The 22,792-nt window shown below is 71.2% G+C and carries 22 protein-coding genes; 11 read left to right on the forward strand and 11 right to left on the reverse strand.

Annotation, left to right across the window (positions count from 1 at the left end):
* Positions 1–88: 88 nt before the first annotated feature.
* A complete protein-coding gene (locus ACXJKD_RS14775) occupies positions 89–274 on the reverse strand; it encodes a hypothetical protein (protein ID WP_457255371.1) in 186 nt (61 codons plus the stop codon).
* Positions 275–445: 171 nt separating this feature from the next.
* Here ACXJKD_RS14775 and ACXJKD_RS14780 point away from each other — a divergent pair, with 171 nt between their 5' ends.
* The 5 genes from ACXJKD_RS14780 to ACXJKD_RS14800 all read left to right on the forward strand — a co-directional run bounded on the left by ACXJKD_RS14780 (position 446) and on the right by ACXJKD_RS14800 (position 5,022).
* Positions 446–1,156 carry an ABC transporter ATP-binding protein gene (locus tag ACXJKD_RS14780; protein ID WP_457255372.1) on the forward strand — a complete coding sequence of 237 codons (711 nt, stop codon included), beginning with the start codon at positions 446–448 and terminating at the stop codon, positions 1,154–1,156.
* Positions 1,153–1,926, forward strand: a complete 774-nt coding sequence (locus ACXJKD_RS14785) for an ABC transporter permease (RefSeq protein WP_457255373.1) — start codon at positions 1,153–1,155, stop codon at positions 1,924–1,926. The genes ACXJKD_RS14780 and ACXJKD_RS14785 overlap by 4 nt, the downstream gene beginning before the upstream one ends.
* Positions 1,927–2,161: 235 nt before the next feature.
* Positions 2,162–3,088, forward strand: coding sequence for a COX15/CtaA family protein (locus ACXJKD_RS14790; protein WP_457255374.1), 927 nt, complete (start codon positions 2,162–2,164; stop codon positions 3,086–3,088).
* Positions 3,089–3,157: 69 nt separating this feature from the next.
* Positions 3,158–3,739, forward strand: a complete 582-nt coding sequence (locus ACXJKD_RS14795) for an ArsR/SmtB family transcription factor (protein ID WP_457255375.1) — start codon at positions 3,158–3,160, stop codon at positions 3,737–3,739.
* Entirely contained in the window at positions 3,736–5,022 is a 1,287-nt protein-coding gene (locus ACXJKD_RS14800) for an MFS transporter (protein WP_457255376.1), read from the forward strand. Before ACXJKD_RS14795 ends, ACXJKD_RS14800 begins: the two co-directional genes overlap by 4 nt.
* On the opposite strand, the gene ACXJKD_RS14805 is transcribed toward ACXJKD_RS14800, so the two are convergent.
* The gene (locus ACXJKD_RS14805) at positions 5,009–5,959 is read right to left on the reverse strand and encodes a heme o synthase (RefSeq protein WP_457255377.1); all 951 of its coding nucleotides are present in this window, start codon (positions 5,957–5,959) and stop codon (positions 5,009–5,011) included. The genes ACXJKD_RS14800 and ACXJKD_RS14805 overlap by 14 nt on opposite strands.
* Positions 5,960–6,129: 170 nt before the next feature.
* Between ACXJKD_RS14805 and tkt the strand changes: the two genes are divergently transcribed.
* From tkt to pgl, 6 genes are read left to right on the forward strand one after another with little or no spacing between them, the layout of a single operon-like run.
* Positions 6,130–8,298 (forward strand): transketolase, encoded by a 2,169-nt coding sequence (gene tkt, locus ACXJKD_RS14810; RefSeq protein WP_457255378.1) that lies wholly within the window; start codon positions 6,130–6,132, stop codon positions 8,296–8,298.
* 6 nt (positions 8,299–8,304) lie between these two features.
* Positions 8,305–9,444 carry a transaldolase gene (tal, locus tag ACXJKD_RS14815; protein WP_457255379.1) on the forward strand — a complete coding sequence of 380 codons (1,140 nt, stop codon included), beginning with the start codon at positions 8,305–8,307 and terminating at the stop codon, positions 9,442–9,444.
* Positions 9,441–11,111, forward strand: coding sequence for a glucose-6-phosphate isomerase (locus tag ACXJKD_RS14820; protein ID WP_457255380.1), 1,671 nt, complete (start codon positions 9,441–9,443; stop codon positions 11,109–11,111). The genes tal and ACXJKD_RS14820 overlap by 4 nt, the downstream gene beginning before the upstream one ends.
* The gene (gene zwf, locus ACXJKD_RS14825) at positions 11,108–12,652 is read left to right on the forward strand and encodes a glucose-6-phosphate dehydrogenase (protein WP_457255381.1); all 1,545 of its coding nucleotides are present in this window, start codon (positions 11,108–11,110) and stop codon (positions 12,650–12,652) included. The genes ACXJKD_RS14820 and zwf overlap by 4 nt, the downstream gene beginning before the upstream one ends.
* Positions 12,649–13,785 carry a glucose-6-phosphate dehydrogenase assembly protein OpcA gene (gene opcA / locus ACXJKD_RS14830; protein ID WP_457255382.1) on the forward strand — a complete coding sequence of 379 codons (1,137 nt, stop codon included), beginning with the start codon at positions 12,649–12,651 and terminating at the stop codon, positions 13,783–13,785. The genes zwf and opcA overlap by 4 nt, the downstream gene beginning before the upstream one ends.
* Entirely contained in the window at positions 13,782–14,522 is a 741-nt protein-coding gene (gene pgl, locus ACXJKD_RS14835; RefSeq protein WP_457255383.1) for a 6-phosphogluconolactonase, read from the forward strand. Before opcA ends, pgl begins: the two co-directional genes overlap by 4 nt.
* On the opposite strand, the gene ACXJKD_RS14840 is transcribed toward pgl, so the two are convergent.
* The 9 genes from ACXJKD_RS14840 to rapZ all read right to left on the reverse strand — a co-directional run bounded on the left by ACXJKD_RS14840 (position 14,512) and on the right by rapZ (position 22,764).
* Positions 14,512–14,862 carry an RNA polymerase-binding protein RbpA gene (locus ACXJKD_RS14840; RefSeq protein ID WP_082592485.1) on the reverse strand — a complete coding sequence of 117 codons (351 nt, stop codon included), beginning with the start codon at positions 14,860–14,862 and terminating at the stop codon, positions 14,512–14,514. The two genes, pgl and ACXJKD_RS14840, sit on opposite strands and share 11 nt — an antisense overlap.
* A gap of 65 nt (positions 14,863–14,927) precedes the next feature.
* Positions 14,928–15,173: a preprotein translocase subunit SecG gene (gene secG / locus ACXJKD_RS14845; RefSeq protein ID WP_056921105.1), complete on the reverse strand. Its 246-nt coding sequence runs from the start codon at positions 15,171–15,173 to the stop codon at positions 14,928–14,930.
* A 73-nt stretch (positions 15,174–15,246) separates the two neighbouring features.
* On the reverse strand, positions 15,247–16,053 hold the full coding sequence (tpiA, locus tag ACXJKD_RS14850) for a triose-phosphate isomerase (protein ID WP_457255384.1): 807 nt from the start codon (positions 16,051–16,053) through the stop codon (positions 15,247–15,249).
* Positions 16,054–16,147: 94 nt separating this feature from the next.
* On the reverse strand, positions 16,148–17,374 hold the full coding sequence (locus ACXJKD_RS14855) for a phosphoglycerate kinase (protein WP_457255385.1): 1,227 nt from the start codon (positions 17,372–17,374) through the stop codon (positions 16,148–16,150).
* A 20-nt stretch (positions 17,375–17,394) separates the two neighbouring features.
* Positions 17,395–18,399 (reverse strand): type I glyceraldehyde-3-phosphate dehydrogenase, encoded by a 1,005-nt coding sequence (gap, locus tag ACXJKD_RS14860; RefSeq protein ID WP_457255386.1) that lies wholly within the window; start codon positions 18,397–18,399, stop codon positions 17,395–17,397.
* Between the two features lie 145 nt (positions 18,400–18,544).
* Positions 18,545–19,717, reverse strand: a complete 1,173-nt coding sequence (locus ACXJKD_RS14865; protein WP_457255387.1) for a nucleotide sugar dehydrogenase — start codon at positions 19,715–19,717, stop codon at positions 18,545–18,547.
* A gap of 33 nt (positions 19,718–19,750) precedes the next feature.
* Positions 19,751–20,731 carry a DNA-binding protein WhiA gene (whiA, locus tag ACXJKD_RS14870; protein ID WP_056921110.1) on the reverse strand — a complete coding sequence of 327 codons (981 nt, stop codon included), beginning with the start codon at positions 20,729–20,731 and terminating at the stop codon, positions 19,751–19,753.
* 171 nt (positions 20,732–20,902) lie between these two features.
* Positions 20,903–21,838: a gluconeogenesis factor YvcK family protein gene (locus ACXJKD_RS14875; protein ID WP_457255388.1), complete on the reverse strand. Its 936-nt coding sequence runs from the start codon at positions 21,836–21,838 to the stop codon at positions 20,903–20,905.
* Positions 21,835–22,764 (reverse strand): RNase adapter RapZ, encoded by a 930-nt coding sequence (rapZ, locus tag ACXJKD_RS14880; RefSeq protein WP_457255389.1) that lies wholly within the window; start codon positions 22,762–22,764, stop codon positions 21,835–21,837. The genes ACXJKD_RS14875 and rapZ overlap by 4 nt, the downstream gene beginning before the upstream one ends.
* Positions 22,765–22,792 lie beyond the last annotated feature (28 nt).

Below are 22,792 nucleotides of genomic sequence, written 5' to 3' on the forward strand. Positions count from 1 at the left end.
TCTCGTGATGTCTCAAACCTGATGCCCTGAGGTGGGCGTCCACATGGGGCGAGTGCCTTATCTCCGTCCGGACGCCCTTCGGGGGGCCTTAGACGGGCCGCGGCGTGTGCCGGGTCAGCTGTCCGAGCGGCCGCGGCAGGTGCCAGTCGATGCGGCGCCGACGGACCCGGCGACGCTGGCTGGAGCGGTGTGCGGCGAGGTTCGCGCCGGACAGGCTCTCCTGCTTCCACCGCTGCTCGGCGAGGACGACGTAGGGGTGTGCGGTGAGGCTCATTTGCTCTGCTCCTTCGAGTGGTGCTGGTCGGGTCCTGCGGATGACTCCACAGTTCGCTCCTGAGGTACCCCCTGACATGGGGAAGTCGCCCATGCCTGCGGCACCGTGGGCCGGTCTGAGGCCCTCAGGCCCGCGACCGGGGCGCGGTGGGCCGCGACCTACACTCAGTGCGTGCCACCCGCCGTCCACGTCTCCGGTCTCGCCAAGCGCTACGGCGGTGTGGTCGCCCTCGACGGCGCCACCTGGCACGCCTCAGCAGGAGCCGTCACGGCCGTGCTCGGGCCCAACGGCGCCGGCAAGACGACGATGGTCGAGTGCTGCGAGGGCCTGCGACGCCCCGACGGCGGACAGGTGCGGGTACTCGGCAGCGACCCCTGGAACGCGTCACCGGAGCACCGGGCCCGGGTCGGCGTGATGCTCCAGGACGGTGGTCTCCCCGCCTCCGCGCGTCCCCTTCGCCTGCTGCGCCACCTGAGCGCGATGTATGCCGCGCCCGCACCCCTCGACCCGATCGTCCAGCGGCTCGGGATCGACCGGTTCGCCGACACCACGGTGCGTCGGCTGTCCGGGGGGCAGCGCCAGCGGGTCGCGCTCGCGGCCGCGCTGGTCGGTCGCCCCGAGGTGGCCTTCCTCGACGAGCCCAGTGCCGGCCTCGACCCCCATGCCCGGCTCGACGTCTGGGACCTGGTGCGGTCGCTCGCGGACGACGGGGTCGCCGTCGTGCTGACCACGCACTCCTTCGAGGAGGCCGAGCGGCTGGCCGACCACATCGTCGTCGTCGCGGGTGGTGCGGTCGTCGCCGAGGGGTCGCTCGCCGACGTGACCGGGGGCGACCGGCTCGAGGACCGCTACTTCGCGCTCACCCGCAGGTCCGTCGCATGACGACTGTCGACCCGGCCGTGACCTCGGCCGGCCCCGCGTCCCCGGTCGCACGCGTGCTGGCGCAGGCGCGGTTCGAGGCGACGACCCTGCTGCGCAACGGCGAACAGCTCCTGGTCGCCGTCCTGCTCCCGGCTGCCGTGCTGGTGGGCCTGGTGCACGCCGAGTCGATCTCGCTGGGTGACGGTCGCCGGGTCGACCTGGCGGTGCCCGGGGTGCTGGCCCTGTGCGTCATCTCCTCGGCCTTCACCGGCCAGGCCATCTCGACCGGGTTCGACCGCCGCTACGGCGTCCTGCGGCTGCTCGGCGTCACGCCACTGGGTCGCACCGGGCTGGTGCTGGCCAAGGCGGTGGCCGTGCTGGCCGTCATCGCCGTGCAGGTGCTGCTGATCGGCGCCCTCGGCGCGGCGCTCGGCTGGGAGCCGGCGCCGCGCGGCATACCCGCTGCGGTCGTGGCCCTCGCCCTCGGGACGTGGGCGTTCACGGCCCTGGCCCTGCTGCTCGGCGGCACCCTGCGCGCCGAGGGCGTGCTCGCCGTCGCCAACCTGGTCTGGGTGGCCCTACTGGGTCTGGGTGGGGTGGTGGTCGCCGGCACCGAGCTGCCCGACGGGTTCGCGACCGTGCTGAGGGTGCTGCCCTCAGCGGCGCTCGGTGACAGCCTGCGCACGGCGCTGGTCGACGGCCGGGCCGCCCCCGGCGCGTGGCTCGTCCTGGCCGGCTGGGCGATCGCGGCGACGCTGGCGGCGCGCCGGTTCTTCCGCTGGAGCGACTGACCCGGCTCGCGGGCACTGGCCCAGCAGGCGGTGGCCGCGACGGCCAGGCCGGTCACGAGCCAGCCGGGTCGAGCCGTCAGGGCCGCCACCGCGAACAACGCCGCGTAGCCGACCGCGACCCCCGCCCGCCACGTGTTCGTCACCATGGGTCAAGTCAGCCAGCGAGCGGGCCCGCGCACCATGAGGGGACTCCCCCAACCGCGTCAGGGTCCACCCTGAGCCGTACCCTCGTGCCGTGACCGCCGCACCCGTCCCGACGTCAGCCCCAGCTGTCGCTGAGCCCACCACCGGCGCCGTCTGGCTCCCGAGGATCCTGCTGGCGAACCTCGTCGTCGAGGTGCTCATCGTGGTCACCGGCGGCCTGGTCAGGCTCACCGGCAGCGGGCTCGGCTGCCCGAGCTGGCCGGAGTGCGTGCCCGGGTCCTACACGCCGGTCCCGCACCAGGCTGAGGGCTGGCACCGCTACATCGAGTTCGGCAACCGCACCCTCACCAGCGTGGTGAGCCTCGCCGCCATCGCGACCGTGTATGCCGTGTGGCGCTGGGCCGCTGGCCGTCGCGACCTGCTCGTCCCCGCCGTCGGCGTGCTCGTGGGGGTGGGCGTCCAGGCGGTGCTCGGCGGCATCACGGTCCGCACCGGGCTCAACCCGGTCACCGTCGCCGCCCACTTCCTGGTGTCGATGTGCCTCGTCGCCACCGCCACCTACCTCGCCGTCCGGGCGCAGGAACCGGTCGGTCCGCGGCCCCTGGTCGTGCACCCCCTGGTCGAACGGCTCGGCTGGGCCACCTGCGCGGTGGCCGCCGTGGTGCTGGCCCTCGGCACCGTCGTGACCGGGTCCGGGCCGCACTCGGGTGACGCCGACGAGCCGGCCCGGTTCGGCTTCGACCCGCGCACCATCTCGTGGCTGCACGCCGACGCGGTGATGCTCTTCGTCGGGCTCGTGGTCGCCGTGTGGGTGGCCAGCCGGATCACCACCGAGACCGCCCTTCCCGGCCGGGCCTGGGCGGCGGTCTTCGTGGTGACCCTCGCGCAGGGCGTCGTGGGCTACACGCAGTACGTCACCGGGCTCCCGTGGGTCGTCGTGCTGGTGCACATGCTCCTGGCGACGCTCCTCGTCGTGGCGCTGACCCGCGCGATGGTGCGCCTCCGGTCCGCCGCCTGACCCGCTTCCCCTCCTCCAGTTCCACAAGACCTCTTGTGCAATTAGATTTGTGCAATTACTCTTGTGCGTATGAAGCCCGCAGCCAGACCCGGTATCCGCACCGTCACTGACGCCAAGGCCCTCTCGGCGATGGCGAACCCCTTCCGCTCGCGGATGATGGACGCCCTGAAGGTCGACGGTCCGTCGACCGCGTCGGCCCTGGCCACCCGCACCGGGCAGGCGGTCGGGAGCGCGAGCCACCACCTCAAGGTGCTCCACGAGGCCGGTCTGGTCGAGGAGGCGCCCGAGCTCGCGAAGGACCGCCGTGAGCGGTGGTGGCGCCTCGTCGACGCCGGCACCCGGTGGTCGCGAGCCGACTTCGCCGACGACACGGCCGCGGTGACCGCGGCGTATGCGGCGGAGGCCCTGGGTCTGCAGCGGCAGTTCGAGCGCACCCAGGAGTGGAACGCGAACGCGTCGTCGGCACCCGAGTGGGACGCCGCCGCCTTCGCCACCCAGAACTGGATGCGGCTGTCGCCGGACGAGCTCACCGACGTGGCCAACGAGATCATCGACGTGCTCCTGCGCTGGTCGAGCCGACCCGTGCCCGACGACGGCGTCGAACGCGAGTCCGTCTACGTCTTCGCCCGAGGGTTCCCGGCCCAGCCATGACGACCCACACCACACCGGTTGCCCAGCCTCTCCCACTGGCCCGCAACCGGAACTTCGGCCTGCTCTGGTTCGGCGAGGGCGTCAGCGTCCTCGGCAACGCCACCACCTCCGTGCTGCTCCCCCTTCTCGCCGTCGTCGGCTTCGACGCGGGCGCCGGGTGGATGGGTGCGCTCACGGCAGCGGCCTGGGTGCCCTGGCTCATCATCGGGCTGCCGGCCGGCGCCTGGGTCGACCGGCTCCCGGTGCGCCGGGTCATGGTCGTCAGCGACCTGGTCGCGGCCCTGACCCTCGCGAGCGTGCCGGTCGCCTGGCTCCTCGACGTGCTCACCCTCCCCCACCTCGCCGTCGCCGCGTTCTTCAACGGCGTCTGCACCGTGTTCTTCCGGGCCGCCTACCCCGCGCTGGTGCGCCAGGTGGCCCCGCGCGAACAGCAGGAGCAGGCCTTCGCGCGGTTGTTCGGCACCGAGTCGGCCATGCAGGTCGCCGGCCCCGGGGTCGGCGGGCTCCTCGCCCAGGCGACCTCCGCGGCGGGAGGGCTGCTCGTCGACGCCGTCAGCTTCCTCGTGTCGGCGGTCTGCCTGTGGCGGCTCAAGCTGCCGGCCGCCGAGCCGCAGCCGACGGCCGGCACCGAGGTCGCCTCGCTGGGCCAGCGCATCCGTGAGGGCATCGACTACATCCGCCACGACCGGATCCTGCGCTTCTTCACGGTGATGGGCGGCCTGAGCAACTTCGGCCTCACCGGCTACGCGGCGCTGCTCGTGCTGTTCCTCGTCCGCGAGGTGCACCTGGGGTCCGGTGCGGTCGGGCTGGTGATGGCCGTGGGCTCACTCGGCGGCGTGATCGGGGCGACCATCGCGACGCGGGTCTCGCACCGGCTCGGATCGGCTCGCGCCCTCCTCGCGCTCCAGGTCCTGGCCGGGCCGCCGGCGCTGTTGGTGCCGCTGGGTGCACCGGGCGCCGGGCTGGTGGCCATGGTCGCCGGCATGCTCCTGGTCGGCACCGGTGTGGTCGCCGGCAACGTCGTGAGGGGCGCCTGGCGCAACCGCTACGTCCCCGAGCACATGGTGGCCAGGCAGGTCACGACGGTCCAGGTGATCAACTACGGGACCATGCCGCTGGCCGGCATCGTGGCGGGCGCGATGGGCAGCACCCTCGGACTGCGACCCACCATCGCGGTGATGGCGGCCATCCACGTGCTCGCCTGCGTGTCGATGTTCTGGAGCCCGCTGCGCGGGCTGCGGGACATGCCCGCGGGAGCCGACGCCGACGTCAGCGCGAGATGACGGGCAGGTAGACCAGCGGGTCGATCGCGACCCCGAGGAACAGGATCCCGACGTACGTGATCGAGAAGTGAAAGAGCCGCATCGGCTTGAGCACCGTGGGTCCGGCGCCACTCCTCGCGGCGCGGAAGAGCCGGTGGGCCTCGGCGAGGAACAGCGCACCGGTGACGACGGCGGTGCCCAGGTAGACCCAGCCCATCGGGTTGACCCAGACCAGCGCCAGCGACACGACGACCATCGCCCACGAGTAGGCGACGATCTGTCGGGCCACGACGACGAACTCCTCGACGACCGGCAGCATCGGCACGTGGGCCGCGGCGTAGTCGTCCTTGAACTTCATCGACAGCGGCCAGTAGTGCGGGGGCGTCCAGAAGAAGATGACCAGGAAGAGCATGACGGCCGACCACGACAGCGAGTTCGCGACCGCGGACCAGCCGATGAGGACGGGCATGCACCCGGCCGCCCCGCCCCAGACGATGTTCTGTGCGGTGCGGCGCTTGAGGATCATCGTGTAGCCCACGGCATACATGACGATCGCCCCGAGCGAGAGGACCGCCGACAGCCAGTTGGTGAAGACCGCGAACCACGCGGTCGAGGCGACGGTGAGGACGACGCCGAAGACGAGGCCCTCGCGCGGGCTGATCTCTCCGGTGACCATCGGTCGGCTGCTCGTGCGGTGCATCTCGGCGTCGATGTCGCGGTCGTAGACACAGTTGAACGTGTTGGCTGCGCCGGCACTCAGCGCGCCACCGACGAGGGTCGCGACGATCAGCCAGAGCGACGGAATCCCCTTGTGCGCCAAGAACATCACCGGGATCGTCGTCACGAGCAACAGCTCGATGATCCGCGGCTTGGTGAGCGCGAGGTAGGCCGCGGCCTTGCTTCGGCTCCCGGGAGACGGGGACGCGGAGATCCGGGCAGTCGGATCGAGTGCGGTCACGGCGTCCTTCACGGTGGTGCAGGGGCGGGCGGGGTGGAGCGGCGGCCAGTCTATCCCCGCCCGTGACCTGTCTGGTGGACGGGACTGGATGCGACGCGGGTCACCCTCGGGACTAGTCTCGGATCGTTGCCGTGCGACGCCTGTTCAGCTCAGTGTGAGGAGACCCATCCGTGCCCACCTCGACCCGCTCCGCCAAGTCAACGCCCGCGCGGAAACGCAGCAGCTCGCTGCGTCCGCCGGTGGCGCGAAAGGCCGGCTGGACCGACCTCGACGTCCGCGCCGTGGACACCGTCAGGGTGCTCGCCGCCGACGCCGTGCAGAAGGTCGGCAACGGCCACCCGGGCACGGCCATGAGCCTGGCTCCCGCGGCATACCTGCTCTACCAGAACGTGATGCGCCACGACCCGTCCGACTCCCACTGGCTGGGGCGCGACCGGTTCGTGCTCTCCTGCGGGCACTCCAGCCTCACCCAGTACATCCAGCTCTACCTGTCCGGCTACGGCCTCGAGCTCGCCGACCTCCAGGCCCTGCGCACGTGGGGTTCACTGACCCCCGGCCACCCCGAGGTCCACCACACCAACGGGGTCGAGATCACCACGGGTCCGCTCGGCTCCGGGCTGGCCTCCGCGGTGGGGATGGCGATGGCCCAGCGGCGCCAGCGCGGTCTCTTCGACCCCGACGCGAAGCCGGGCACCAGCCCGTTCGACCACCACGTCTGGGTGCTCGCGTCGGACGGCGACATCATGGAGGGCGTCTCGCACGAGGCCTCTGCCCTGGCCGGTCACCAGGAGCTCGGCAACCTCACGGTCATCTACGACCAGAACACCATCTCGATCGAGGACAAGACCGAGATCTCGTTCTCCGAGGACGTGGGCAAGCGCTACGAGGCCTACGGCTGGAACGTCGTCACGATCGACTGGCGCGGCGACGGCACGAGTGGTGGCTACGTCGAGAACGTCGACCAGCTGCTGGCCGCCCTCGAGAAGAGCCGCACCTCGCGCAAGCCCACCTTCGTGGTGCTGCGCACGATCATCGCCTGGCCTGCGCCCACCAAGCAGGACACCGGCAAGTCGCACGGCTCGGCCCTGGGCGACGCCGAGATCGCCGCCACCAAGGAGCTCCTCGGCTTCGACCCCACGAAGACCTTCGAGGTTCCGCGGCCCCTGCTGACCCACACCCGCAAGGTCGTGGCGCGCGGCAAGGCCGCCCACAAGTCCTGGGACAAGACGTATGCCGCGTGGCGCAAGGCCCAGCCCGAGCGCGCCGCACTGCTCGACCGCCTCGTCGCGGGCCAGCTGCCCGACGGCCTCGACAAGGCCGTCCCGACCTTCGCCGCAGACGCCAAGGGCATCGCGACCCGCGCGGCCTCGGGCAAGGTCCTCGGCGCCCTCGCCGACATCGCCCCGGAGCTGTGGGGCGGCTCGGCCGACCTTGCCGAGTCCAACAACACCACCATGGAGGGCCAGCCCTCCTTCATCCCGAAGTCCAAGCAGACCCGTGAGTGGTCGGGCGGCCCCTACGGCCGCACCCTCCACTTCGGCATCCGCGAGTTCGGGATGGGCCTGATCCTCAACGGCATCGCCCTCGAGGGACTGACTCGCCCCTACGGCGGCACGTTCCTCGTCTTCTCCGACTACATGCGCCCCGCCGTCCGCCTCGCCGCCATCCAGCAGGCGCCGGTGACGTTCGTGTGGACGCACGACTCCATCGGACTCGGCGAGGACGGACCCACCCACCAGCCGATCGAGCACCTCGCCGCCCTGCGGGCCATCCCGTCGTTCGACGTGGTGCGGCCGGCCGACGCCAACGAGACTGGCGCTGCGTGGCTCGCCATCCTCAGGAACCGACGCCCGGCCGGCTTGGCGCTCAGCCGCCAGAACCTCCCCATCGTCGACCGCTCCGGCGCCGACGGAGCAGGCAAGGTCAGCGGGGTCGCCAAGGGCGCCTACGTCCTCTACGACTCCAGCAAGGCGACCCCGGACGTGATCCTCGTGGCCACCGGCTCCGAGGTGCAGCTCGCCGTCGCGGCGCGCGAGACGCTCGAGAAGTCGGGGATCGCCACCCGAGTCGTCTCGATGCCGTGCCGCGAGTGGTTCGAGGACCAGACCCCGGCGTACCGCGAGAAAGTCCTGCCGGCCGCGGTCAAGGCGCGCGTCTCGGTCGAGGCCGGGGTGCCGCAGGGCTGGCGCGACATCGTCGGTGACGCCGGCGAGATCATCGGCATCGACCACTTCGGTGCGTCCGCCGACGCCGCCACGCTCTTCCGCGAGTTCGGATTCACCGCGGCTGCCGTCGTGGCCGCGGCCAAGAAGTCCCTCAAGACCGTCAAGGGAAAGTGAACAGCCATGACTGACAACGCAGCCCTCAAGGCACTCGCCGACAACGGCGTCTCCATCTGGCTGGACGACCTGTCGCGTGAGCGCATCGAGACCGGCAACCTGCAGGAGCTCATCGACACCAAGGGTGTCGTGGGCGTGACGACCAACCCGTCGATCTTCCAGGCCGCGCTGGCCAAGGGCGAGCGGTACGACGCCGACCTGCGGAAGTTCGCCGCCGACGGCAAGACCGTCGACGAGACGGTGTTCGGCCTCACGACCGAGGACGTCCGCAACGCCTGCGACATCCTCAAGCCGGTGTACGACGCCACCAACGGTGTCGACGGCCGSGTCTCCATCGAGGTCGACCCCCGGCTCGCCCACGAGACCGGCAAGACGGTGGCCCAGGCCAAGGAGCTCGCGGCCGCCGTCGACCGCGACAACGTCCTCATCAAGATCCCCGCGACCGTCGAGGGCCTGCCGGCCATCTCGCAGGTGCTCGCCGAGGGCATCAGCGTCAACGTCACGCTGATCTTCTCCCTCGACCGCTACCGCGGCGTCATGAACGCCTTCCTCACCGGTCTCGAGCAGGCCCGCGAAGGCGGCAAGGACCTCTCGAGGATCCACTCCGTCGCCTCGTTCTTCGTCTCGCGCGTCGACACCGAGATCGACAAGCGGCTCGACGCGATCGGCACCGACGAGGCCAAGGGCCTCAAGGGCAAGGCGGCCGTGGCCAACGCGCGACTCGCCTACCAGGCCTTCGAGGAGGTCTTCGCGACCCCGCGCTGGAAGAACCTCGCCGACGACGGGGCCAACGCCCAGCGTCCGCTGTGGGCCTCCACCGGCGTGAAGGACCCGGCCTACTCCGACACCCTCTACGTCACCGAGCTGGTCGCGCCGCAGACCGTCAACACGATGCCGGAGAAGACGCTGGAGGCCGTCGCCGACCACGGCGAGGTCACCGGGGACACCATCGCCGGCACCTACGAGGAGGCCGGCGGCGTCCTCGACGAGCTCGAGGGCCTCGGCATCTCGTACGCCGACGTCACGGCCCAGCTCGAGCGCGAGGGTGTCGACAAGTTCGAGGCCGCCTGGGGCGAGCTGCTCGACGAGGCCCAGTCCGACCTCGACCTGGCCCGCGCCGACGTCGCCGAGGCTGGCGACAAGTGAGCTCACTCGGCGTGGTTGCATCGGGCGCGGCGGCCGACGCCATCGCCAGCAAGGTCGCCGACCTCGTCGAGGCCAAGTTCGCCAGCCGGCTCTTCGCCCAGGACGCCACGCTGTGGGGTCCGGACGCCGAGTCCGAGTCGGCCATCCGGCTGTCCTGGGTCAACCTGCCGCGCTCGTCGCGACCGCTCCTCGGTGAGATCGCCGCGCTGCGCGAGCAGCTCACGGGCGACGGCGTCGACCGGGTCGTCCTCTGTGGGATGGGTGGTTCGTCGCTGGCGCCCGAGGTCATCTGCGGCACCGCCGGCGTCGACCTGGTGGTGCTCGACTCGTCGCAGCCCGACATGGTGCGCGCAGCCATCACCGACCTCGACCGCACCGTCGTCGTGGTCTCGAGCAAGTCCGGCTCCACCGTCGAGACCGACTCGCAGCGGCGTGCCTTCCAGGCCGCCTTCTCCGAGGCCGGCATCGACCCCACGGCCAGGATCGTCATCGTCACCGACCCGGGCAGCCCGCTGGACGAGGAGTCCCGCACGGGCGGATACCGCGTCATCAACGCCGACCCGAACGTCGGCGGGCGCTACTCGGCCCTGACCGCCTTCGGGTTGGTGCCCTCGGGGCTGGCCGGAGCCGACATCGAGGCACTGCTCGACGACGCCGAGGCCGTGGCCGACGTGCTGAGCGCCGACGACGACGGCAACCCGGGTCTGCGCCTCGGCGCGGCCATGGCCGGGACCGACCCGTTGCGCGACAAGTTCGTCATCGTCGATGACGGCTCCGGGATCGTCGGGTTCGCCGACTGGGCCGAGCAGCTCATCGCCGAGAGCACCGGCAAGCAGGGCACCGGCGTCCTGCCCGTGGTCGTGGGCGGCGACTCCGACCCCGAGGTCCGCTGGCCTGCCGCTGACGTGACGGTCGCCCGGCTGGTCGGCGACTCCGACGACGACCTCGACGCCCTCGGCTCGGGTCCCGACGGCGAGGCCGACGGCAGCCGCTCCGAGGTGGCCGTCAGTGGCACCCTCGGCGCCCAGCTGCTCCTCTGGGAGGTGGCCACGGCGGCGGCGGGTCGTCTCCTCGACATCAACCCGTTCGACCAGCCGGACGTCGAGAGCGCCAAGAAGGCCGCTCGTGCGTTGCTGGACAAGGGAATCGGCGACTCCGAGGCCCCCGCCGCCACCGACGGAGCTGTCGAGATCCACTCCCTGGGTGGTGACTGGCTCGGCGCCGCGAGCACCGTGTCCGACGCGCTGGGGGCACTGTTCGCCCAGCTCGACCCCGCGCGCGGCTACGTGTCCGTGATGGCCTACCTCGACCGGATCACCGACGCGGCCCTGGCCGACGTGCGGCCCGGGCTGGCGCGGCACACCGAACGACCCACCACGTTCGGCTGGGGGCCGCGGTTCCTGCACTCGACCGGACAGTTCCACAAGGGCGGCCCGGCCACCGGCGTCTACCTGCAGATCACGACAGCGCCCCACGAGGACCTCGCGATCCCGGGTCGGGAGTTCACCTTCGGTGACTTCATCGCCTCGCAGGCCGCCGGTGACGCCCAGGTCCTCGCCGAGCACCAGCGTCCGGTGCTGCAGCTGCACCTGACCGACCACGACGCCGGGCTGGCGCAGGTCACCCGGGCGCTGACCGACCTGTCCCCCACGGAAGGCAACGCATGAGTCCGACGCGGGTGACGCAGGACAGCAACCCCCTTCGCGACCCTCGCGACAAGCGGCTCCCCCGCATCGCCGGCCCCTGCGGGCTGGTCCTGTTCGGGGTCACCGGCGACCTGGCCCGCAAGAAGCTCATGCCGGCGATCTACGACCTGGCCAACCGTGGGCTCCTGCCACCGGGCTTCTCGCTGGTCGGGTTCGCCCGACGCGACTGGGCCGACCAGGACTTCGGCAAGATCGTCTACGACGCGGTCAAGCAGTATGCGCGCACGCCGTTCCGGGAGAGCGTCTGGCGCAACCTGGCCGAGGGCTTCCGGTTCGTCCCCGGCACGTTCGACGACCCGACGTCCTTCGACCTGCTGGCCGCGACCGTCAAGAACCTCGAGACCGAGCGCGGCACCGGCGGCAACCTCGCCTTCTACCTCTCGATCCCGCCGTCCTCGTTCTCAGTCGTCTGCGAGCAGCTCGAGCGCTCCGGCCTGAGCCGGCCGGAGGGCGACGCCTGGCGACGGGTGGTCATCGAGAAGCCGTTCGGGCACGACCTCAAGAGCGCCCGCGAGCTCAACGACATCGTCGAAGGGGTCTTTCCCCCCGACGCCGTCTTCCGGATCGACCACTACCTCGGCAAGGAGACCGTCCAGAACCTGCTGGCCCTGCGCTTCGCCAACCAGATGTTCGAGCCGGTCTGGAACGCCAACTACGTCGACCACGTGCAGATCACCATGGCCGAGGACATCGGCATCGGGGGACGCGCCGGCTACTACGACGGTATCGGCGCGGCCCGCGACGTGATCCAGAACCACCTGCTCCAGCTCCTCGCACTGACCGCGATGGAGGAGCCGGTCTCGTTCGCGGCCGAGCACCTGCGCTCCGAGAAGGAGAAGGTCCTCTCGGCGGTGCGGCACCCCAAGGACCTCGGCAAGTCGACGGCGCGCGGCCAGTACGCCCCCGGCTGGCAGGGCGGCGAGCAGGTCGGCGGCTACCTCGACGAGGACGGCGTGGCCCCGGGCTCACGCACCGAGACGTATGCCGCGATGAAGGTCGAGATCGACTCGCGCCGCTGGGCCGGGGTCCCGTTCTACCTGCGCACCGGCAAGCGCCTGGGCAAGCGGGTCACCGAGATCGCCGTGGTGTTCAAGAAGGCGCCCCACCTGCCGTTCAACGACACCGCCACCGAGGAGCTCGGGCAGAACGCGATCGTCATCCGGGTGCAGCCCGACGAGGGCATCACCATGCGCTTCGGCGCCAAGGTGCCGGGCGCGCAGATGGAGGTGCGCGACGTGACGATGGACTTCGGCTACGGCCGCGCCTTCACCGAGTCGAGCCCCGAGGCCTACGAGCGGCTGATCCTCGACGTGCTGCTCGGTGACCCGCCGCTGTTCCCCCGCCACGAGGAGGTCGAGCTCTCCTGGGAGATCCTCGACCCGGTCGAGGACTACTGGTCGAAGTCTCGGGCGAAGCTCGAGCCCTACACGGCGGGCGGCTGGGGACCGGCCGGCGCCGACGAGATGATGCGCCGCGACGGCCGTGTCTGGAGGATGCCGTGATCGTCGACCTGCCCAGCACCTCGACCGTGGCGATCAGCAAGAAGCTGGTCGCGCTCCGGCAGGACACCGGGGCGATGGCCCTCGGCCGGGTCCTCACCCTCCTGATCATCGTCGACGAGCAGGACGCCGAGGAGGCGATCCAGTCTGCCAACGACGCCAGCCGCCAACACCCCTGCCGCATCATCGCCGTCGTCATCGGCAACAAGCGTGGACAGTCGCGGATCGACGCGCAGATCCGCGTGGGCGGCGACGCCGGCGCCAGCGAGGTCGTGGTGCTGCGGCTCTACGGCGCGCTGACCGACCACGGGCGCAGCGTCGTCATCCCGCTCCTCCTGCCCGACTCCCCTGTCGTCGCGTGGTGGCCCACCGACGCCCCGACGCACGTCGCGCAGGACCCGATCGGCTCGATGGCCCAGCGACGCATCACCGATGCCGCAGAGTCGAAGAGCCCCCGCGCGACACTCAAGTCGCGCGCCGAGGCCTACACCCGAGGTGACACCGACCTCGCCTGGACCCGGGTCACGCTGTGGCGTGGGCTGCTCGCCGCTGCCCTCGACCAGCCGCCGTTCGAGCCGGTCATCGAGGCGACCGTCACGGGAGGCTCGGACTCGCCGTCCACCGACCTGCTGGCGGCCTGGCTGGCCCTGACCCTGCGGTGCCCGGTGCGCCGCGCCCGGTCCCGCACCGGGACCGGCATGGTCAGCGTGCGGCTCGAACGCCGTAGCGGCGCCATCGACCTGGTCCGCCCCGACGGCTCGATCGCGACCCTCAGCCAGCCGGGACAGCCGGTCCGCCGGATCTCGCTGGCTCGCCGCGCGACCGCGGAGTGCCTTGCCGACGAGCTGCGACGGCTCGACCCCGACGAGATCTACGAGGAGACCATCCGCAACGGGCTGGCGAAGGTGGGCACCAAGTCGGTGACGGCCAGCGAGGCCGTCCGCGAGGGCGAGGCCCCGTCCGTGAAGGAGGCCGAGCGCGCGTCGCGCCGGATCGCCCGGAGCGCAACGAAGGCCAGCAGCGCCGAGATGGTGCAGGTGCCACCCCCGGCACCGAAGGCCGACACCGCCGTCGTCAAGAAGGCGGCCGCCCGCAAGCTGGCCAAGACGAAGTCGACCACGAAGGACAACGGATGACTTCCGCCCCGGTGGTCGTGGTCCACCCCGACAAGCAGTCCGTCGCCGACGGCGGCGCGGCCCGGCTGGTGACGACCCTGCTCGACCTGCAGGCCGCGGGACGGGCCGCGCACGTGTCGCTGACCGGCGGCTCGCTCGGCTCGGCGATCATCGCCTCGATCCTCGAGGTGCCGGCCCACACCGCGGTCGACTGGTCGAAGGTCTCGCTGTGGTGGGGCGATGAGCGCTACCTGCCGGCCGGGGACGCCGACCGCAACGACACCCAGAACGACGCGGCCGGGCTCGACCGCCTCGGGCTCGACCAGGCCAACGTGCACCGCGTCGCGGGCCCCGACGCCAGCGACTCGGCCGAGGACAGCGCCGAGCTGTACTCGGCTTCGGTCCGAGGCAGCGGCGGGGGCGAGTTCGACATCATGATCCTGGGTGTCGGTCCCGACGGCCACGTCGCATCGCTCTTCCCCGGGCACCCCGCCCAGCTGACGACCGACGCGATCGCCGTAGCCGTGCACGACTCCCCCAAACCCCCGCCGGACCGCGTGTCACTCACCTTCGAGTGCCTGAGCCGCTCCGACCGCGTCTGGTTCCTGGTCGCCGGAGCGGACAAGGCGGAGGCCGTCCGCAACGGAGTCGAGGGGGCCGGGCCCGAACTGTCCAGCGCGGCCCAGGTGCGCGGCATACGCGAGACGATCTGGCTCGTCGACGCCGACTCCGCCACCGACCTCCCTGCTACTGGATGAGCTTGCGCTCCCGCAGCGTGGCCAGGGCCTCGTCGAGGATGGCCTTGCCGTCGGCGTCGGAGCGACGCTCCTTCACGTAGGCCAGGTGCGTCTTGTAGGGCTCCACCTTCGGCGGGGCCGGCGGGTTGGCCTCGTCCTGCCCGGCCGGGAAACCGCAGCGGGGGCAGTCCCAGGTCTCGGGGACGGCCAGACCGGGCTCCTCCGCGAACGAGGGGCGCGTCTGGTGGCCGTTGGCGCACCAGTACGAGATGAACACCCGGGGGGCCGCCTCACCGCGCTCGGCCTCGCCCATCGGGCCTGCGCCGACTCGGCTACCTCGGATTGCGTTGCCACCTGCCATGTGCGAATGGTCCTTATCTGGTCAGGGAAGTGAGGGTCTGGGTTTCGTTCGCCGTGCTGGCCGGGTCAGCTGGAGAACCGGTCGATGAGACCGATCCCCACGATGCACGCGAACCAGATGATGCCCACCGCGACGGTGAACCGGTCGAGGTTGCGCTCTGCGACCGACGACGAGCCCAGTGAGGTGGACATGCCACCACCGAACATGTCGGACAGGCCGCCGCCCTTGCCCTTGTGGAGCAGGACCAGCAGCGTCAGGAACAGACCACCGATGACCAGCAGGACCTGCAGGCCAATGCGTACGGCTTCCACGGAGCACCCATCTTGAGTCGACGTCAGTTGTCGCTGCGAAAACGCAGCAGGGGTCAGGATACCTGTTCGATGCTCAGGAGGTGGCCAGGTGGTCCCGGTAGCGGCAGATCGAGGCGAACTCAGCCGGGTCGATCGACGCGCCACCGACGAGGGCGCCGTCGACGTCCTCCTGCGCCATGATCGCCGCGACGTTGCCGGCCTTGACCGACCCGCCGTAGAGCACACGCACCCCGTCGGCCAGGTCACCGGAGTAGAGCTCGGCCAGCTTGGTGCGGATCGCCGCGCAGACCTCCTGCGCGTCCTGGGGGGTCGCGACCTCGCCGGTGCCGATGGCCCAGACCGGCTCGTACGCGATGACGATGGTGGCGGCCTGCGCCGGCGTGACGTCGACCAGGCCCGCCTCGAGCTGCATGAGCACGTGGTCGAGGTGGGTGCCGGCCTGGCGCACCTCCAGGTGCTCGCCCACGCAGAAGATCGGGGTCAGGCCGTGCCGGAGGGCGGCCTTCACCTTGGAGTTCACGATCTCCTCGGTCTCGTGGTGGTACTCGCGGCGCTCGCTGTGGCCGGCCAGCACATAGGTGCAGCCGAGCTTGGCCAGGAAGGCACCCGAGATCTCACCGGTGTAGGCACCGCTGTCGTGGGCCGAGAGGTCCTGGCCGCCGTGCCGCAGGTCGAGCCGGTCGCCGTCGATGAGGGTCTGCACCGAGCGCAGGTCGGTGAACGGCGGCAGCACCGCCACCTCGACGGCGCCGAAGTCGTGGCGACCGTCGCGCAGGGTCCAGTCCAGCTTCTGCACCAGGTGGGTGGCCTGCAGGTGGTCGAGGTTCATCTTCCAGTTGCCCGCCATGAGGGGCGTGCGGCCGGAGGTCTTGGCTGCCATCAGGTGTCGTCCTTGGGAGTATGCCGGTGGGCCGGGCACTGGGCCCGGCCCACCGAAACGGTCGTTGGTCTGGTGCTGGGTGGTCGGCGGTGGTTCAGGCGCTCGGCTCGTCGAGCACCGTCAGGCCCGGGAGCTGCTTGCCCTCGAGGTACTCCAGGCTCGCCCCACCACCGGTGGAGATGTGTCCGAACTGGTCGTCCTCGAACCCCAGCTGTCGGACGGCCGCCGCGGAGTCGCCACCGCCGATGACGGTGAGTGCCCCCTTCTCGGTGACCTCCACCAGGGCCTCGGCGACGGCAGCCGTGCCCGCGGCATACGGGGCCATCTCGAACGCGCCCATCGGACCGTTCCAGAACACCGTCTTGCAGTCCTTGAGCTTCTCGGCGAACAGCACGCCGGACTCGGGGCCGATGTCGAGGCCCATCCGGTCGGCCGGGATCGCGCCGGCCGGGACGACCTCGTGGTCCGCGTCGGCCGAGAAGGCCGTGGCCGCCACGATGTCGACGGGCAGGACGATCTCGACGCCACGCTCCTCGGCCTGGGCGAGGTAGCCCTTGACCTGCTCGACCTGGTCGGCCTCGAGCAGGCTGGAGCCCACTTCGTAGTCCTTGGCGGCGAGGAACGTGAAGACCATGCCGCCCCCGATGAGCAGGCGGTCGGCGGTCTGGAGCAGGTTGTCGATCACGCCGAGCTTGTCGGAGACCTTCGCCCCGCCGAGCACCACGGCATACGGGCGCTCGGGGTCCTCGGTGAGGCGCTTGAGCACGCCGACCTCGGTCTCGACCAGCCCGCCGACGGCCGACGGCAGCAGCCTGGCGACGTCGTAGACGCTGGCCTGCTTGCGGTGCACCACCCCGAACCCGTCGGAGACGAACACGTCGGCCAGGCCCGCGAGCTGCGCGGCGAACTCGGCGCGCTCCTCGTCGGTCTTGGCCGTCTCCCCCGGGTTGAACCGCAGGTTCTCGAGCAGCACGACGTCGCCGTCCTGGGCCGCCTCCACCGCAGCCCGGGCGCTCTCCCCCACCGTGTCAGTGGCGAAGGTGACGTCCCGGCCGAGCAGCTCACCCAGCCGGGTCGCCACCGGGGCCAAGGAGTACTTGTCCTCCGGTGCGCCCTTGGGACGGCCCAGGTGGGCGCACACGACCACGCGCGCCCCCGCCTCGGCCAGCGCCTTGATCGTGGGTGCGGACGCGCGGATCCGCCCGTCGTCCGTGATCGTGCTCCCGCCTGCGTCATCGTCATGCTCGAGGGGCACGTTGAGGTCGGAGCGGACGAGGACGCGCTTGCCGCGCAGGTCGCCCAGCTCGGAGATGGTCTGCATCAGGACTGGCCCCGGCCGGGTCAGAGGGTCTGGCCGACGAGGACCACGAGGTCGGCGAGGCGGTTGGAGTAGCCCCACTCGTTGTCGTACCAGCCGATCACCTTCACCTGGTTGCCGATCACCTTGGTCAGGCCCGCGTCGAAGATGCAGGAGGCCGGGTCGGTCTCGATGTCCTTGGAGACGATGGCGTCCTCGGTGTAGACGAGGATGCCCTTGAGCGGGCCCTCGGCAGCCGCCTTGACCGCCGCGTTGACCTCCTCGGCCGTCGTGTCGCGGCCGGCCTCGAAGGTGAGGTCGGTCGCCGAGCCGGTGGCGATCGGGACCCGCAGCGCGAACCCGTCGAGCTTGCCCTTGAGCTCGGGCAGCACCAGGCCGATGGCCTTGGCGGCGCCGGTCGAGGTGGGCACGATGTTGAGGGCGGCGGCCCGGGCGCGACGCAGGTCCTTGTGCGGGGCGTCCTGGAGGTTCTGGTCCTGGGTGTAGGCGTGGATCGTCGTCATCAGGCCCTTGACGATGCCGAACTCGTCGTTGAGCACCTTGGCCATCGGGCCGAGGCAGTTCGTGGTGCACGAGGCGTTGGAGATGATCGTGTGCTTCGCGGTGTCGTAGTCACCGTCGTTGACACCCATGACGATGGTGATGTCCTCGTTGGACGCCGGCGCCGAGATGATGACCTTCTTGGCCCCACCGTCGATGTGCGCCCTGGCCTTGGTCGCGTCGGTGAAGAACCCGGTGGACTCGACGACGATGTCGGCACCGACGGAGGCCCAGTCGATCTTGGCCGGGTCGCGCTCCTCGAAGACCTTGAACGTCTTGCCACCAGCGGTGATCGAGGTGTCGTCGTAGCTGACCTCGCCGGGGAAGCGACCGAGGATCGAGTCGTACTTGAGCAGGTGGGCCAGCGTCTTGTTGTCCATCAGGTCGTTCGTGGCGACGACCTCGATGTCGGCGCCCGACGCCTCGATGGCGCGGAAGAAGTTGCGGCCGATGCGGCCGAAGCCGTTGATACCTACGCGAACAGTCACGATGCCAAGTCCTTCTGGGATGGGGACGGTATGCCGCGTGCTCGCGGCACGGTGTTGCTCAGCGGTGAGCCTATTGGATGGGTTGGGCCCGCAGGCAGGGCGGTCCGGCGTACGGGCGGGTAACCCGCGGGTGACTTCGCCCCGGTCAGGAGTCGCCGCCGAAGAGGTCGCGGGTGTAGACCTTGTCCGCCACCGGTTCGAGCTCGGCCACCATGCGGTTGGCGACGATCACGTCGGAGAGCTCGGCGAACTCGTCGAGGTCGCGGATCACCCGTGACCCGAAGAAGGTGTCGTCGGCCAGGGCGGGTTCGTAGACGACCACCTGGACACCCTTGGCCTTGATCCGCTTCATGATCCCCTGCACGCTGCTGGACCTGAAGTTGTCGGAGCCGGACTTCATGATGAGCCGGTGGATGCCCACAACCTGGGGCCTGCGGCGCAGGATGTCGGTCGCCACGAAGTCCTTGCGCGTCGTGTTGGCCGTGACGATCGCCTCGATGAGCGACTGCGGGACGTCCTGGTAGTTGGCGAGGAGCTGCTTGGTGTCCTTGGGCAGGCAGTAGCCGCCGTACCCGAACGACGGGTTGTTGTACCCGGGCCCGATCCGAGGGTCGAGGCCCACGCCCTCGATGATCTGGCGGGGGTCGAGGTCGTGGGTCAGCGCGAAGGTGTCGAGCTCGTTGAAGAAGGCCACCCGCATGGCGAGGTAGGTGTTGGCGAACAGCTTGACCGCCTCGGCCTCGGTGCTGTCGGTGAGCAGCACCGGCACGTCCGGCTCGAGGGAGCCCTCGACGAGCAGGTCGGCGAAGGCCCGCCCGCGCTCGCCCAGGTCGCCGACCACGATCCGGGAGGGGTGCAGGCTGTCCCAGAGCGCCCGTCCCTCGCGGAGGAACTCCGGGCTGAAGATGAGGTGGTCGGTACCCAGCCGCTGGGCCAGGGCCCGCGTGAAGCCCACTGGCACAGTCGACTTGACCACCATCACGGCGGTCGGGTTGGCCGCAGCCACGTCGGCCGCCACCTTCTCGACGGTCGAGGTGTTGAAGTAGTTGGTCACCGGGTCGTAGTCGGTGGGGGTCGCGATGACGACGAAGTCTGCGCCGGAGTAGGCCTCGTCGGAGTCGTCGGTGAAGGTGAGCCGCAGCTCCCGGTGGGCGAGGAAGTCCTCGATCTCGGCGTCCTTGATCGGGCTGCGTCCCTCACGCAGTCCCGCGACCCGGGCGCGGTCGATGTCGAACGCGACGACGTCGTGGTGCTGGGCGAGCAGCACGGCCATCGACAGTCCGACGTACCCCGTGCCGACGACGGCGATCCTCGTCATGCTGGCTCCTCGTGGGTGCGTGCGGCAGCTGGCTCAGGCGTCGAGCATGTCGGGCGTGAGGTTGGCCTCCGTGCCCGGGATGCCGAGGTCCTGCGCGCGCTTGTCGGCCATCGCCAGCAGCCGCCGGATCCGGCCGGCGACGGCGTCCTTGGTCATCGGCGGCTGGGCCAGCTGGCCGAGCTCCTCGAGCGAGGCCTGCTTGTGCTCCAAGCGCAGCGCCCCGGCCTCCTTGAGGTGGTCGGGGATGTCGTCGCCGAGGATCTCCATGGCCCGGTGCACCCGGGCCCCGGCGGCGACCGCGGCACGCGCCGACCGGCGCAGGTTGGCGTCGTCGAAGTTGGCCAGCCGGTTGGCCGTGGCGCGGACCTCGCGGCGCATCCGCCGCTCCTCCCACGCCATCACGGCGTCGTGCGCCCCGAGTCGCGTGAGCATGGCCCCGATGGCGTCGCCGTCGCGGATGACGACGCGGTCGACGCCGCGCACCTCGCGGGCCTTGGCCTGGATGCCGAGCCGACGGGCCGCGCCGACGAGGGCCAGGGCTGCCTCCGGTCCGGGGCAGGTCACCTCGAGGGCCGACGACCGGCCGGGCTCGGTGAGCGAGCCGTGCGCGATGAACGCCCCGCGCCAGGCGGCCTCGGCGTCGCACGCCGAGGCGCTGACGACCTTGGGCGGCAGACCACGCACCGGACGACCACGGGCGTCGATCAGCCCGGTCTGGCGGGCCAGTGCCTCGCCGTCCTGGACCACGCGGACGACGTAGCGGCTGCCCTTGCGCAGCCCACCGGCCGCGAGGACGAGCACCTCGGACGGGTGGCCGTAGAGGTCACTGATGTTCTTGCGGAGCCGACGGGCCGCGTTGGCGGTGTCGAGCTCGGCCTCGACCACGATCCGGCCCCCGACGATGTGCAGCCCGCCCGCGAAGCGCAGGGTCGCGGCCACCTCGGACTTGCGGCAGCAGGGCTTCGTGACGTCGAGTCTGCTGAGCTCGTCCTTGACCCGCGCCGTCATCGCCATTGCTTCATCCTGCCATCTCGCTGTCCTGCCCTGGTCCGCTGGCCTGCCCTGATCCGCTGTCGTCCCATGCTCCGCCGTCTCCCCCGTCCGGTGTGCCCGAGGGCACCGGCACCTGCTCGTCCGACTCAACCACGTCCGTCAAGCATGTCGGCCGACGAGGACCCGAAGCGGTCACCCGAAGAGGTCACGGTATGCCGCGGCGAGCCGCAGCGAGTCATGGTGCCCCGGCGCACTGCGTTGCGCCACCGGGGCGAGGACGAGGTCGGCGCCGAGTCGGCCGGCTGCGGCCCGCAACCCCGCCTCGTCGTCGACCGCCGTCGGGTCGGCCAGGACCGCGTCGAGGCGCATCCGTGGCGCGTGGTCGACGAGGGCCTCCACCTGTTGCGCCGCGGTGAAGCCCGCCGTCTCACCGGAGTGCTCGAGGTTGAGCGTCAGCAGGCGGCGGGCGGTGGTGTTGTGCAGGGCCTCGCGCAGGGCCGGGACCATGAGGTGCGGCATGACGGAGGTGAACCACGAGCCCGGGCCCAGGATGAGCCAGTCGGCCTGGAGGACGGCGGCGATCGTCTCGGGTGCGGACGGCGGGTCCTGCGGCTCGAGCGCGATGCTCACCACCGTGCCCCTGGTCGTGGCCACCGCGACCTGACCGCGCAGGGTGGTCAGGCCGTCCGGGTCGCCGGCGTCGAGCCCGTGGACCCGCGCCGTGATCTCCAGTGGCACCGCGGCCATCGGCAGCACCCGCCCGCGGGCGTTGAGGAGGCGTCCGACGAGGTCCAGCCCGACGACCGGGTCCTGGTGGACGTCCCACAGGGCGGTGATCAGCAGGTTGCCGAGCGCGTGGCCGGCGAGCGGGCCGTCGCCGCGGAACCGGTGTTGCAGGACGTCGCGCCAGGTGTGTCCCCACTCCGTGTCGTCGCACAGCGCGGTGAGGGCCATCCGGAGGTCGCCGGGGGGCAGGACGTCGAACTCGTCGCGCAGCCGGCCCGACGACCCGCCGTTGTCGGCCACCGTGACCACGGCGGTGATGTCGTCGGTGACGAGCTTGAGGGCCTCGAGCGAGGCCGCGAGACCGTGGCCACCCCCGAGGGCGACGACTGCCGGCCCGCTCACTCCTGCCCCAGGTCGCGGTGCACGACGAAGGTCGCGATGTCGTCGCTGCTCAGCCGGGTCCGCAGGGCTTCCGCGACTGCGACCGAGCGGTGCTTGCCGCCCGTGCAGCCGACCGCGAGCGTCACGTAGCGACGGCCCTCCCTGATGTAGCCGGCGGTCACCGGCTCCATCAGGTCGACGACGCGGTCGACGAACTCGGGAGCCCCTTCCTGCGCCATGACGAAATCGGCCACCGGGGCGTCGCGACCCGTGAAGTTGCGGAGCTCGGGGATCCAGAACGGGTTCGGGAGGAAGCGCATGTCGAAGACGAAGTCGGCGTCGAGCGGCACGCCGTACTTGAAGCCGAACGACATCACGGCGATCCGCACCTTGTGCCCGGAGTCGCCGGAGAAGACCGGGTGCACCTTCTTGGCGAGCTGGTGGACGTTGAGGCCCGAGGTGTCGATGACGACGTCGGCCCGGGCCCGGAGGTCGGCGAGCATGGCTCGCTCACGGATGATCCCGTCGAGCAGGCGACCGTCGCCTTGGAGGGGGTGGGGGCGGCGGACCGACTCGAAGCGCCGCACGATCGCCTCGTCGGTGGCGTCGAGGAAGACCAGGTTGGGCCGCCAGCCGCGGGCGCGCAGCTCGTCGAGCGCCGTCTGCAGGTGGTCGAAGAAGCCCCGCGCGCGCACGTCGACGACGGCGGCCAGGCGCGGGATGTCGCCCCGACGGGGCGCCTCGTCGGCGAGGTCTGCCAGCGAGACCAGCAGGTGCGGCGGCAGGTTGTCGATGACGTACCAGCCGGAGTCCTCCAGCACGTTGGCCGTGGTCGACCGGCCCGCGCCGCTCATGCCCGTGACGATCACGAGCTCGGCGGGGTCGTGACCTGCGTCGGTGGGACCTGCGTCCGCGACCTCGCTCTCGGACCGCTCGTCCTCGGTCATCCCTGCTCCGTCTCCTGGTTCGTCGCGG

It is taken from the genome of Pedococcus sp. P5_B7, assembly GCF_054049895.1.